This window comes from Desulfovibrio sp. JC010, assembly GCF_010470675.1.
Taxonomy (GTDB): domain Bacteria; phylum Desulfobacterota; class Desulfovibrionia; order Desulfovibrionales; family Desulfovibrionaceae; genus Maridesulfovibrio.
In genome coordinates this window covers 77,152-90,342 of sequence record NZ_VOIQ01000008.1, presented here as the reverse complement: position 1 = coordinate 90,342, position 13,191 = coordinate 77,152, and the positions used below count along the sequence as shown (strand labels likewise).

Here is a 13,191-nt window from a genome sequence, read left to right as displayed (position 1 = left end):
CCGCCGGAGGCATATTGCTTTTAAAAAAGTCGGCGGGCTGAGGAGGATCAGCCCGCCGACCGGACTCACGATGAGGCCTTAAAGGGTGTTGATTATCTTTAAGCTACTAGATGGTTTCGTGTGCGGTTCTTCTGATCAGGTCGTCCTGCAGATCCTTGGAGAGGTCGCAGAAGTATGCGGAGTAACCGGCGATACGAACGATCAGGTTGCGGTACTGCTCGGGGTTTTCCTGAGCTTTCTTCAGAGTGTCCGCGTTAACTACGTTGAACTGGATGTGCCAGAGGCGCAGGTCGCAGTAGGTGCGGATGAAGTCTACCAGCTTCTTGGTGCCTTCTTCTCCTTCCACGCACTTGGGGGTGAACTTGATGTTTACCAGACGTGCTGCACGTTCACGGTAGTTGAAGTTCTTGGTGGTGTAGTTGGAGAGCATAACCGCGGTGGGACCGTTTCTGTCTGCACCGTGGGATGCGGAGGAACCGTCGGAAAGCGGGGTGAATGCGTAGCGGCCGTTAGGAGTAGCGGATACAACCTTGCCGAAAGGTACGTGGGAAGTGAAGGGCACGTAACGAACGTCGAGGTGTACGCCGAGTTCCATCTGGTATTTCTGTGCGAAAGATACGCAGAGTTCGTCCAGTTCCTTGGCAATGGAATCCGGGTAAGGATCGTTGTTGCCGTAGCAGGGGATGTTCTGGAGCATTGCGCGAACGTCTTCGTGGCCTTCGAAGTTTGCTTTACAAGCTTCGATAACCTGTTCCATGGTCAGAACCTTGTCTTCGAAGACGAGTTTCTTGATGGCAACGAGGGAGTCAACAACAGTACCGAGGCCCATGAATTCGAAGTAACCGAGGTCGATTCCGCCGGGTACGTCGGGCTGGTGCAGGTCGGTGCAGCTTTCCATGCACAGGTCATGCATTGCGGAGCCGAAAGGTGTTGCGAAGTGGTTCTTACGCAGACGGATAACGTTGGCCTGCTGAACGAAAGCGTTCTTCAGGAAGTTATTGTGCTGTGCTTTGTAAGCATCGTAGAACTCATCCCAGGTCTTGAAGGAGCAGGGATCGCCGGTTGCGATGGAGAGCTGCTTGTCGCCGTATTTCTGCATCTTTCCGTTGTAAAGAACCATCTCAACCGCTGCTGCGAAGTTGATGTAGGGGTTACCGGAAGTGTAGGTGTCGCGGTTGGGCATTCTGATTTCTGCGCAGCCGGATACAGCGTAGTCGTAGATTTCCTCGAATTTTGCGCCTTTGGAGAGGTGCAGGGGAATTACTTCTTCATCGTTGATCAGTTTCGGGAAACCGGAACCTTCTTTGATGGTTTCAGCAACTTCAGCGAGGAAACGCTCGGGGGAACGTGCATGGATACGTGCAGCGAGGTCGGGGTAGTGATGCGGGAACTCACGCTTGGAACGCAGGAACAGGTAGGTGAGATCGTTAGTAGCATCAACGCCGTCCTTGGTCTGACCACCGACGGTAACAGCTTCCCAGTGTGCGTAGCCTTCGTTGAATGCGCCGCCCTGAGGGGAGATGTAGAGGTCGATGAACTGAGCCATGCCTACGTACATGCACTCGATGAATTCGATAGCCTTGTCTTCGTCAAGGATACCTGCTTCAACGTCCTGCTCGTAGTAGGGGTAGAGGTACTGGTCCATGCGGCCGTTGGAGATGATGGTACCGGTCTTCTGCTCAAGACGGGAGAACATCTGGGTGAACCACTGGGACTGTACTGCTTCGTGAAAGTTGGTAGCAGGCTGTTCGGGAACCTTGCGGCAAACAGCAGCCATGGTTTCCAGTTCAGCTTTGCGGGTAGGATCTTTCTCTTCTTTAGCTTTTGCTTCAGCGAGATCAGCGTGGCGGTTGGCCCAGAGGACAACAGCGTCGCAGATCATTACGATAGCTTCGAGGAAAGGAATTTCCTTGGTGTTGGCTTTGGGGGAGAAAGTATCGATGTTGTCGAGTCTTTCCTGTGCTTCAGCACGGATGCCGCCGAAACCACGCTTGAGGATCTTTTCGAAATCGTGAACCCATTGCAGGGAGGAGCGGAAGGAAGAAGTTTCGTTGACGATGAAGCGGGAGATCAGACCTTCAGGATCATCGTAGGTCAGGGTGTGTACTTCTTCGGGCAGAGCCTGGTTCAGAGCTTCGTGGTAGGTCTTGCCTTTCCAGAAAGGAGCGATTTCTTCGATAACGGTCTTAGCGTCTTCTTCAGTAATGGAGAAGGGAGAACCGGAACGCTTGGGCAGTTCTTCAACAGCCATGTCGAGGAAGTCACCGTCCAGTTCGGGGTAGAGGATACCGTAACGACCGGGGTAGCCGGCGCGGCCGCAGAGGAGGTTGTCATCATCAATGTATACAGTGATGTTTTCAGCAACGTTCTTCATTGCTTTAGCCCAGCGCAGGATCAGGGGCTGGCCTTCGGTCTGTTCCATGGACTTGGTGAAGTAAAGAGCACGCTCTACATCAATTGCGGGCTTCTGGTTCTCGATGGTGTCGAGGATTTTGAAAACACGCTTGTGTGTCTCGCGGTAAGGGTTGGTTTTACCTGCGATTTTATCTTCGAGCATCTGCTCATGAGGTGAACGACAACATTCCATTTGGATTCTCCTTCTATGTTTACTGTGGAAAAATTTTGACCACAATTGTGGGCGAATTACTTTTCCCTTGAGCATGGAGTGTGCCAAAATCGACACCCTAGGTAAGTGTTTGTAAATATTGTATTTTTATGGAGGCGTGTTTTTGAGGTCGATCTGAGGGGAAAATGGGTTGCGTTGCAATTCGGAAACAGAATGGAGTCAAACCCGGTTTATTCAAGTAAAACGGGGAGTAATTACTTTGTGCAGTTTTGCAACGGCATTTGGGTGGTTGTTGTTTTGCAACCGGGGCATGCCCGTTGTGAAATTGTCGGAATTAATCCCTATTGAATTATGAAATCTTGACCATCTGTCATACAAGACTTACATGTATGACAAGGAGGATACTCAAATGTTATCCGTAAGATTACCTGAAGAAATTGAACAGAAGTTGACTCAGCTTGCTGAAAAGACCGGGCGCACCAAGTCTTATTACGCTAAGAAAGCGATTATAAGTTTTCTTGAAGATAAAGAAGATCACCTGCTTGCAGTTCAGGCATATGAAGAACATCTGGAGAGCGGCAAGAAAACATTTACCAGCGCAGAAGTGAGAAAAGACCTTGGCTTGGAAGGTTGAATATACCGCACGGGCCAAGAAGAGCTTACGTAAGCTGGATAAACAAACAGCCCTGCGCATTGTTGATTACATGGACAACCTGCCGGAGAATCCTAGAGATCAGGGGAAAGGGCTGGTCGGTAACCTTGCAGGATATTGGCGTTACCGGGTTGGAAATTACCGGGTGTTGACAAAACTTGAAGACGAAAAGTTGCTTGTTCTTGTTGTTGAAGCCGGACACCGGCGTAATATATACGGTGGACATTAAAAATCCCCCCGCAAGGGAGTTTGCAGGGGGATTCGCAGCGAAAGGGGTACTTCGCTAAAGGGTATGGTGATGGAGCTCTTTACGCACTGAGCGCAGTGAGTACAACTTCCTTGTTTTCATTGAAAACAAGGGAAAAATCTTTGCCGTATTTGGTGAGGAAGTCTTCTTCGGCGATGAAAGGAACATCACTTACTTCAACCTGCACGTCTTCGTCTTCATCCGCTTCGTCAATGCCCAGACCGAGCACTATTTTAGCGTGTCAGCCGCCGCCTACCTTATATTCACGGAGGCGTACACAGGACTCTTCATCTTCGTCTTCAAGCATGTCCCGGAGCTTTTCAAGCATCTCTTCGGGAACGGTAACGTTAAACATATTCTCTCTCCATTAATGGTTTCGGTTATATCAAAGCGGTCTGTTCCGCTGTTGATTCATTTATATATGGTCCGGTCTTTTGCTCATCAGAAAGTCCAGCAGATGCCGGATTAAGGAGCAGTCCGGTGCAGATCGCAGCTGCGGACTGCACATAAGTCAGGCAGACGCCTTTTGATTCTGAATCGGGGTCCCGGTCCCGGCTCAAGGTCCGGCAGCAGACACTGCCGTGTTCTGCAAGAAAGCGGTCGTGCAGTTCTTTGCAAAGGGAGCGCACCTGATCCTCGTCAGCGGGGAGTGGTCTTTTGCCGAGGATCAGGGACAAACCCATGACCGCGCCGGACAGCGCGCCGCAGACACAGCCCGCGTCACCGATGCCGCCGCAGAAACCTTTACTCAGCGCAACAGCCGTTTCTTTGCTCAAGCCGCCATGGAACTGGCGGTTGATGACCCAGAGCACAGCTTCGGAGCAGCACATGGCATCGCTGCCGTATAGTTCCTTTGCTTCGCGTCCGCCGGCTTCGCAGATCAGCTTTTCAGTCAGTGAGCAGTTCATTTTATTGCGCCGTTAAAAAATATTTAGATGATCTCGGTTTTCAGGCCGTGGTCAGCGAAACGTTTGAAAACTTCATCCAGCTGCTGTGGGGTGTATTCGCGGTCCATTTTGTATTCCCAGCCAAGGGCGGCGTATTTGTTGCGTCCGAAAGCATGGCAGGGCATGACTTCCACCTTGTCGTGTCCGTATCCCTTCAGGAACTTTGCCATGGCCGCGATGTTTTCTTCGGAATCGTTCATATCCGGCATGAGCGGCATGCGCACCCGTACTTCCTTGTTGGAAGAAAGGGCCGCGCCCAAGTTGCGCAGGATGATTTTGTTATCCACCCCGGTCAGTTTTTTATGCTCTTCCGGGTTCATGTGTTTACAGTCAAAGAGGAACAGGTCCGCAAGTTCGATGGTCCTGTCGAAACGTTCTTCCGGGCAGTAGCCGCAGGTATCAACTGTTACGTGGATGCCTTCATTCACCGCAGCCTCGACCATATCAAGGAAGAACTGCCCGCCGGAGGTAGGTTCGCCGCCGCCGAAGGTCACCCCGCCGCCGGAGTTATCGTAGAAGAGCGAATCCTTGCGCACTTCTTTCATGACTTCCTCAACGGTCATGGTCCTGCCGGAAATTTCACGGGCTTTACCTGCGCATTTTTCAGTACATGTTCCGCAGCTGGTGCATTTGTCGCTGTCGCAGCCGAACTTGCCGTCAATCTCGATAACGGCATCGCTGGGACAGACTTCGGAGCAGGTTCCGCATGCGGTGCACAGCTCAGTAAAGCACATCAGCTGCGGTTTGACCTGCTGCGATTCCGGGTTGCTGCACCACAAGCAGGTTAGCGGGCAGCCTTTTAAAAATACAGTTGTACGCAGGCCCGGACCGTCATGGAGCGACATACGCTGAATATTATAAATCATGCCTTGTGACATAGTAGCTCCGAGAGAGGGGAGAGCGCGAAGCGCTCTCCCCTTTTATTATTTAATTAGCAACGACCTGCGTCGTATTCGGTGCGTTTGATGATTTCGTTCTGCACGCCGCAGTCGAGGCGGGTGAAGTAGGCACTGAAGCCTGCCACGCGTACGATAAGGTCGGAGTAATCCTGCGGGTTCTGCTGCGCATCCTTGAGGGTATCGGAGCTTACGCAGTTGAACTGGATGTGAGATCCGCCGAAATCGCAGTAGGTCTTGATCAGGGAGATCAGGGTTTTCGCGCCCTGCGGACCTTCCAGTACGGAGGGGGAGAACTTCACGTTGAAGTGGTTCGCGCCGTAACGGACGGTATCGATTGCTTCAGCACCGGATTTGATCAGTGCGGTGATGCCTTCCTTGTCGGTACCGGGCATTGCGGAAACACTGCCGTCGGTGAGGGCCACGCCTGCTTTACGACCGTTGGGCAGTGCGCCCATCATGCCGCCGAAGTAGTTGTGGTAGGAAAGGGAGTATGCATCAAGCGGGGTACGCTGTCCGAAGCAGTCCGGACCCTGAGAGTGGTGGATTTCATCCACATCGCGGTAGAAACGCTGAACGATTTCCTGAACTTCTTCCACATCGTTGCCGTGCTTGGGTGCGTCAAAGCACATCTGGCGCAGTTCTTCGTAACCTTCGAAGTTGGCCTTGAGTGCTTCAAGCAGCTCTTCCATGGTTACAGCCTTGGTATCGTATACAAGGTGCTTGATGGCGAGGATGGAGTTGGCGGCATCGATACCTGCAGTCATGATCGGGTTGACCTGCGGGTAGCGGGTTCCGCCTGCTTCCTCGCACATGCCCTTTTCAATGCAGCCGTCGTACATGGCGGAGCGGAATACGCTCGGTACAACCTGCAGGCGGGCCATCTGGCTGAGATCGGAGTGGGCGCGGGAAATGCGGAACAGGTTGTCCAGCTGTCCTTTTACTGCTTCGTAAAGGTCTTCGAAGGTTTCGAAAGTGATGGGATCTCCGGTTTCTGCGCCGACCTTTTTCTTGGTTACCGGGCATTTACCGTTGTTAAGCACCAGTTCCACAACTTTTGCGAGGCAGGGCTGGTCTTCCTGAGTGATGAAACTTCCTTTGCCGCAGACACCGGTGGATACGCAGCCGTAGTTACCGCAGTTACGGGCATCTTCAAGGGTGATGCCGTCGGGGTACTGCGCAAAACGGGCGAGGGTGCGCTGGATAACTGCGTTGTTGTTCAAAATCTGGGGCTGGCCGGAACCGCCGCGGATGCACTCAACAACTTTCTGCATGTAGGATTCTTTGAGCTTCGGATGGTAAAGCAGGGTCAGGGTGGGCTGGATGCTCTTCATCTGAATCTGGGTTTCGAGCATGAGCTCTTCCAGTTCGGTGGAAGCATCACGGCCGTCTTTATCCACACCGCCGATGGTCATGGACTGCCCGGTGTGTCCGGAAAGGGTCAGCGCGTAGGAGTTGCCCTGATATTCGCCCAGTTCGAGGTGACGAATCCACTGGAACTTGAGCATGGTCAGAACCTGCTCGCGGGTCAGGTTGCCTTCGTCAATGTCTTTTTTGAAGAAGGGGTACATGTACTGGCCGTAGCGACCGGGGGAAACTGCGCAGGCCATCTGCTCGGTTGCCACGCAGAGGTGGGTGAACCAGAAAGACTGGATAGCTTCGCGGAAGTTGCGGGCCGGGTGTTCGGGAACGCGGCGGCAGATTTCTGCGATTTCCAGCAGTTCCGCTTTTACTTTAGGATCGGATTCTTCAGCCGCGGTCTTTTCAGCCAGATCAGCGTAGCGGTGGGAGTGCTTGATTACCGCGTCAAAGGTGATCAGCATGGAGCGGTAAAGGTCGATCTTGTCGCGGTTGGCAAGGGTGTTCTGGGTTTCGGTGAGGCGGGTGCGCACTTCTTCCATAAGGTGGCGGATACCTTTGTTCAGCACCATGCCGTAATCAGCGATACCGGAACCGGAAGCAACGGAAACGTTTTCGTAGTACATGCCTGCTTTGGCGTACTTCTTCGCGCTTTCACCGTACTTTTCCTTGTACATCTTGTTGTTCTGGTCGATGGCGGTGCGGCCTTTCCAGAGCTTGTAGGTCTTTTCGAGCAGTTCCTGAGTCTCGGCGGGGATTTTCATTTCGCCGAGGGAGGCCATTTTGGCCATCTGCATTTCTTCTTTGATCCAGGAGACGTTCCATTCGGGGTAGGCGTAAACACCGGCACGCACACCTGTAAGGGTACCTACAATGGGGTTGCCGTCGAGAAAGATTTTTTTCTGGGTTAGTACACGTTCCAGAACTTTGGCGCGGACATATACTACAGGTTCACCCTGATGTTTTTCATATACTTCGTTCAGGAACTTCAGACGCTCGGGGTCCATGACCTGCGGAGCGTTCATGAGGTAATCCTTGAGTTCCTTGACGCGGTCTTCAGCTGTATCCCAGTTGATGCCGTATCCTTCGGCAGTTCTGGTTTCTTCTTTTGCAGACAGGGTAGTATTCATTTCCATCTCCTGTGATTGTGCTATTGTTTTTGGTCTTTTAGGTAGATTGAAAGTTTGATTCGTTCGCTTGTTAAATCCGTCACTAGCACGGGCTGTGCCAGAGACGGTTTTGTGGGCAAAAAATTACTATAAGCTTTTGAAATAGAAGTGTTTAAAAGCGCACAAGCGGCGTTGATAGTGTGAAGGGGGTGGAAAAGCAAAAAGAAAGAAATTTTTCTTTTTTGATTAAAATTTTTATTTGCCAAAAAATATTTTTTTATTTATCGACCCCATCAGCAACCGGAGGTTCAAACCGGTTTTGAGCCGTTCCGGGGAAAGAGAGAGGTTGTGAAAAATGTATTTTAGCAGGGAAAAGTTTCGTAATGTCAGCCGCCGCAGTGTGCTGACCCCGGAGATGCTTGCCATCTGGGATGATCTGGGACTGGGAGTGGCGGTGGTGGATAGTGAAGGGTATTGCGAGTACATGAACCCCATCCAGCGCAAGGCGGACGGGTTTTCACGCATCCATGTGGAAGGGCAGCACATCACCAAGCTCTACGTGCCTCACGAGCTGGATTGCATTCCCACAGTCGAATGTCTGCGTAAAAATGAGCCGATTCTGAAGAAAAGCTACCTTTACAAGACCACCAACAACTATCTTGCCGGGACTGTTTCCGACTTTTTCCCGCTTTACGATCAGGGTCGTAAGGATGGGGTAATCACCTTCACCCTCTGGACCGGATCAGTGCCTCTTGGTGATTCCAAGAAGCGGTCCCGCAAGTCCGCAGCCCGCGATAAAAACTATTCATATTACACCTTTGATTCCCTCGTGGGCGAGGATGATTCCCTGCGCGAGGTGCTGGCCGAGGCCCGCACTGCGGCCAGGTCTTCTTCGCACGTCATGATCTGGGGCGAGAGCGGTACCGGTAAGGAAGTATTCGCGCAGGCCATCCATATGGAAAGCGAGCGCAGGGAAAAGCCTTTTATTGCCGAGAACTGCGCGGCTATCCCGGAGAACCTGCTTGAAGCCATTCTTTTCGGTACCTCCAAAGGGGCCTACACCGATGCCCCGGATAAGCCCGGTCTGTTTGAGGAAGCGGACGGCGGAACCCTGCTGCTGGATGAACTTAACTCCATGCCGCTTGGTTTGCAGGCCAAGCTGCTACGCGTGTTGCAGGAGAAGCGGGTCCGCAGGCTCGGTTCGCAAAAGGAAATTCCCGTGGACGTACGGGTGATCAGCATCCTCAACGAAGCTCCGCTTAATGCCGTAAGTTATGGCATCCTGCGCAGTGACCTGTTTTACCGTCTGGCGGTGGTGGGCTTAGCCATTCCGCCGCTGCGTGAGCGCAAGAAAGACCTGACCGTGCTCATTCGTTCATTCATTGCCTGTTCGGAACAGACCAGTTCACCCGGACTCATCGGGGTGGAACCGGATGTTCTTCAGATGTTCCTCGATTACGATTGGCCGGGTAACGTGCGCGAGTTGCTCCACGTTATCGAGGGCAGCCTTGCCCTGCTTGGCGAACGGTATTCTATCGGGGTGGAGAATCTGCCCCGTCATTTCCGCGAAGCCTGCGAAAATTCTTACATGCCTACACCTCTAAGTGCTGAAACGGCCGCGCCGCAGGCTGAAGAGTCCATGCTCGGCAAGAATTTCTTTGATTACAGCCTGATCAAGCGCAACAGCGTGGTTCCGCTTAAAAGCTGCGTGCAGCAGTACGAAATTGAATGCATCAAGAACGTACTCAAAGTAACGGGCGGCAATGTGGCCAAGGCCGCCCGTATTATGCAGATTACCGGGGCCGGTTTGCGCTATAAAATTCAGCAATTAGGAATTGGAGAAGATTTTTAACAAGCTTCGCATTTAGCTTCTTAAGACGGTCTTCGAATAAAAAGACGGCGAAGCCTTAATAAAAGGTTTTGGGAGAGTCCAGAGAACCCTTTTGCAAAAGGGTTCTCTGGCCCCCGGAGGGAGAATCTCTTAATAAAAAGCGCGATAGCGCATCAAATTAAAGGAATGATCTGACCAGACAGACGACTCCAGCCAGTGCGATTACGGTCATGAGCACTTTGCGGAATAAATCCTGATTGATGTGCTTGATTACCGGAAAGGATAGCAGGGTCCCGATGAGTGTAGCCGGTGCTCCGTAGATGGCGTAGTCGATTACCGTGGGGGTGATCAGCCCGGCACTGCCCTGCAGGATGCAGGTGAAAGTGGCCCGGATAACAAAAAAGACCCCGAGGGTGCCGAGGAATACGCGCGGTGCCCAGCCTACATAGAGACCGTAGGCCCCGATGGGCGGTCCGTCGAATGAGATAGCCGTGCCGAGCAGGCTGGCTCCGAATCCGGCGGCACTGCCCCGTGACCATGATTCCGGGTGAGTTTTTTTGACTTTGAAGGTGAGCTGCCAGTACACGTAATAGATGAGCAGCGCACCGACCGCTCCCTGTAGGATGGTGCTGGAAACAAAGGTCAGGATGTACAGCCCGGCAAAAGCTCCGGGTACGGAGCCGACCAGCAGCGGCTTAAGTGCGGACCAGCGGCAGTGCCGGAAATGCATGGCCGCGATGCTGCCGTCCATGATGACGTTAAGCAGGCAGGCAAGGGGAACCAACTCCTGCATGGGAATGAACATTGCCGCTGCCGGAACAGCGACCATGGCCCCGCCGATACCGCTGACCCCGGATACAAATCCGCCGATCAGCCAGAGCAGGAAAACAAGGGTGTGTGGTGAATCGAACATGAAATTTTACTTTGTTGGTTTGGATAGTGATTCTTCGCAATGGGTGAGGGACTCGTAACCCAGCTTGCGCATGAGGATTTCGTATCTTTCACGCACGAGGTTGCCGTGTTTTTGCTGCACGGAGCGGGCGTAATTCAGATAGATGTCCAGAGTTCCGGAGGAGTAGGTTTGTAATTCACTGCCAAGGTAGATGCAGAAGGACTGGTGTCCGTCAGGATGCACGGCGCGGGGGAACTGGGCGGCTACTTCCTTGCGCCATTCGCTTTCCAGCTGGACGATGGCGGCAATGGCCGGGGAATCGTTCTGTACCGGGATGAGTCCTTCCATGAGCGCGTATTTTTCGGTCATGAGATTGCGCTTGTCGGCCACTGCTTTTTCAAGGTCGGCGAGGTAGGATTCAAGGTAATCGTCCGGCATTACTCCGTGGGTCATGTTGCGCATGATGCGGAAAGAATCCGGGTGCTCCTGACAGGCAGCGGTGCCGCCGCGGTTCTTCACTGCAAGGAACATGTCCAGTTCCAGTGCGATGATATTTTCTATGATTTGTATACGTTTATCTTCGGCCATTGGGGGCTCCTTTATGAAAAAAGTAACATGCTTTCGGTTTGCAAAGGGGGTGCCTTTTCAGGGAATTCAGCTGCTGAAATTGTATGTTTTTCAGTATCATCTTGAATTGATTGCTGAAGTCAAGGTTTTAGGTCCGGCGGGTGAGTAATCGGCCGCTTTGGGAGTGAGTAAATGCAAAACAAAGAAAATTTTTTAAAAAGATAAAAAACTTTCGAAAAAGAAAAATATTTTAAAACACATTTATTGACGTTGTTGATGGTTTTAAAAATTTTACCAGTTATTTCTGGCTATTATATTGATGGTGAAGAAATTCACGAATTGGCACTCTGTTTGCTTAAAACAGGCGGCGGCTGGTGGTAGAGCCGCTGATTCAGGTAGGATTGAAAGTTTATGAATGTTTGTTCGCTCTTTGCAAAGGAGAGGAGGGCCATGCCGCATAAAGCGGGAGCATGGCGCTATGTGTGCGGCAGGTTCGCAATCCGCACACACAGCAGGCGGTTGCTTTAGGTTAGAGGAGGAGCAGCTGCCGGGGTTGGGCACTTTTCGGGGTGTCTGCCGCGAACTCATAAAAACAAAGAGATAATCTGATGTCACAAGAAAAACTGGAATTAGAAAAATCAATGTCGCCCGCGCAGGTCTGGGCACTGGCGCTGGGGTCAATTGTAGGCTGGGGGTGCTTTGTTCTCCCCGGTGATATGTTTCTTCCGCAGGCCGGTATCATGGGTACCCTGATCGGCTTCGGTGTCGGCGCATTTCTGATTTGCTTTGTAGCGGTCTGCTACAGCTATATGATCAAGTACGCCCCTGTTGCAGGCGGCGCGTTTGCATATGCTTATGTCGGCTTTGGACCCACTGCGGCTTTTGTCTGCGGGTGGGCACTCGTGCTTGGGTACATAGCCATCATCGGCATCGACGTTGCCGCACTGGCGTTGATATTCCGTTTCCTTTTTCCGGGGGTCTTTGAATTCGGACCGCTGTACTCCATAGCCGGGTGGCAGGTTTATACAGGTGAAGTAATTCTCATGACCGCGGCAACCCTGCTTTTCGGCTGGATGAACTATCGCGGCAATAGCTTTGCAGGTAAATTGCAGGTTATGCTGGCCTTCCTGCTGACTATCGGTATCGTGGCTCTGTTCACCGGTTCCGCTTCCCTTGAAACCGCGCAACTCGGCAACCTCGCACCCCTGTTTGCAGAGCACCGTTCCGAGCTTTCCTGCGTACTGATCATTTTCGCTATCTCCCCCTTTCTCTTTGTGGGCTTTGATACTGTGCCGCAGGCCGCAGAGGAATTCACCTTTGAGCCGGCCCGTGCACGCAACATCATGATCATCGCCATTCTGTGCGGTGTTGTTCTTTATTCTCTGGTTACTCTGGCCGTAGGTATTGCTATCCCCGTTCCTGAAATGCTGGCTAAAATGGACGCCATGCGCGCCACCGGCGGAACCGCATGGGCCACAGGCGAAGTAGCGGCCATGGCTTTCGGTAAGCTGGGCGCAGTTGTTCTGGCCTGCGCGGTTATGGGCGCGGTCTGCACCGGGATCAACGGTTTTTACATCGCCACCTCCCGTCTGCTGCTGAGCATGGCTCGCGGTCGCATTCTGCCTGCATGGTTCGGTGATATCCATCCCAAATACCGCACACCTCACAAAGCCCTGCTCTTCACCATGGCTATCGTCCTGCTGACCCCCTTTGCCGGACGTTCCGTTGTGGTCTGGATTGTGGACATGAGTTCCGTGGGTACCGGTATCGGGTATCTATTCTCCTGCCTTGCAGCACGCCGTGTTCTGATGGGGTCCGAGGGCGTTTCCGACCGTCTGGTCAAGCAGTTCTGCTGCGTGATGGGTATTCTGGCTTCCGTGCTTTCCATCGTGCTGCTGCTTATTCCCGGCTCCCCGGCATACATCAGTGAGGCTTCCCGCTGGTGCATGGTTACCTGGGTAGTCATGGGTGTGTTCTTCTATTTCTCCAGCAGGGGTGAATGGGCGAACCTTCCTGAAGCTGTCGTGCGCAAGAGTATTCTGGGCCGTGAAGATATTCCTGTTTTCTTCAAGAGCAAAGAAGCTCAGGCACAGCCCCAGACTGCTTCCGAGTAGTTAATAAATTC

General features: G+C 52.4%; 12 protein-coding genes. 5 read left to right on the top strand and 7 right to left on the bottom strand.

Going from position 1 to position 13,191, the window contains the following annotated elements:
- Positions 1–106: 106 nt before the first annotated feature.
- Positions 107–2,587: a glycyl radical protein gene (locus FMR86_RS10570; protein WP_163351206.1), complete on the bottom strand. Its 2,481-nt coding sequence runs from the start codon at positions 2,585–2,587 to the stop codon at positions 107–109.
- Between the two features lie 388 nt (positions 2,588–2,975).
- Here FMR86_RS10570 and FMR86_RS10565 point away from each other — a divergent pair, with 388 nt between their 5' ends.
- Together FMR86_RS10565 and FMR86_RS10560 are read left to right on the top strand one after the other, a co-directional pair.
- Positions 2,976–3,200, top strand: coding sequence for a DUF6290 family protein (locus FMR86_RS10565; protein WP_163351204.1), 225 nt, complete (start codon positions 2,976–2,978; stop codon positions 3,198–3,200).
- Complete coding sequence (locus FMR86_RS10560) at positions 3,184–3,447, top strand: type II toxin-antitoxin system RelE/ParE family toxin (protein ID WP_163351202.1); 264 nt, start codon at positions 3,184–3,186, stop codon at positions 3,445–3,447. The genes FMR86_RS10565 and FMR86_RS10560 overlap by 17 nt, the downstream gene beginning before the upstream one ends.
- Positions 3,448–3,526: 79 nt before the next feature.
- On the opposite strand, the gene FMR86_RS20745 is transcribed toward FMR86_RS10560, so the two are convergent.
- The 4 genes from FMR86_RS20745 to FMR86_RS10540 are packed head-to-tail and all read right to left on the bottom strand — an operon-like array spanning position 3,527 to position 7,797.
- On the bottom strand, positions 3,527–3,820 hold the full coding sequence (locus FMR86_RS20745) for an ErpA-related iron-sulfur cluster insertion protein (protein WP_163351200.1): 294 nt from the start codon (positions 3,818–3,820) through the stop codon (positions 3,527–3,529).
- Between the two features lie 25 nt (positions 3,821–3,845).
- Positions 3,846–4,373: a C-GCAxxG-C-C family protein gene (locus FMR86_RS10550; protein WP_163351197.1), complete on the bottom strand. Its 528-nt coding sequence runs from the start codon at positions 4,371–4,373 to the stop codon at positions 3,846–3,848.
- Between the two features lie 23 nt (positions 4,374–4,396).
- The gene (locus FMR86_RS10545; RefSeq protein WP_163351195.1) at positions 4,397–5,290 is read right to left on the bottom strand and encodes a glycyl-radical enzyme activating protein; all 894 of its coding nucleotides are present in this window, start codon (positions 5,288–5,290) and stop codon (positions 4,397–4,399) included.
- A 53-nt stretch (positions 5,291–5,343) separates the two neighbouring features.
- Complete coding sequence (locus tag FMR86_RS10540) at positions 5,344–7,797, bottom strand: glycyl radical protein (RefSeq protein ID WP_163351193.1); 2,454 nt, start codon at positions 7,795–7,797, stop codon at positions 5,344–5,346.
- Positions 7,798–8,131: 334 nt separating this feature from the next.
- Between FMR86_RS10540 and FMR86_RS10535 the strand changes: the two genes are divergently transcribed.
- Positions 8,132–9,628: a sigma-54-dependent Fis family transcriptional regulator gene (locus tag FMR86_RS10535; protein ID WP_163351191.1), complete on the top strand. Its 1,497-nt coding sequence runs from the start codon at positions 8,132–8,134 to the stop codon at positions 9,626–9,628.
- A gap of 157 nt (positions 9,629–9,785) precedes the next feature.
- Here the strand turns inward: FMR86_RS10535 and FMR86_RS10530 are convergent, their stop codons facing one another.
- Positions 9,786–10,520 carry a sulfite exporter TauE/SafE family protein gene (locus tag FMR86_RS10530; RefSeq protein WP_163351189.1) on the bottom strand — a complete coding sequence of 245 codons (735 nt, stop codon included), beginning with the start codon at positions 10,518–10,520 and terminating at the stop codon, positions 9,786–9,788.
- A gap of 6 nt (positions 10,521–10,526) precedes the next feature.
- Positions 10,527–11,087 carry a DUF4125 family protein gene (locus FMR86_RS10525; RefSeq protein WP_163351188.1) on the bottom strand — a complete coding sequence of 187 codons (561 nt, stop codon included), beginning with the start codon at positions 11,085–11,087 and terminating at the stop codon, positions 10,527–10,529.
- A 13-nt stretch (positions 11,088–11,100) separates the two neighbouring features.
- Here FMR86_RS10525 and FMR86_RS20695 point away from each other — a divergent pair, with 13 nt between their 5' ends.
- A complete protein-coding gene (locus FMR86_RS20695) occupies positions 11,101–11,235 on the top strand; it encodes a hypothetical protein (RefSeq protein WP_275406863.1) in 135 nt (44 codons plus the stop codon).
- 439 nt (positions 11,236–11,674) lie between these two features.
- A complete protein-coding gene (locus FMR86_RS10520) occupies positions 11,675–13,180 on the top strand; it encodes an APC family permease (protein ID WP_163351186.1) in 1,506 nt (501 codons plus the stop codon).
- Positions 13,181–13,191: the final 11 nt, after the last annotated feature.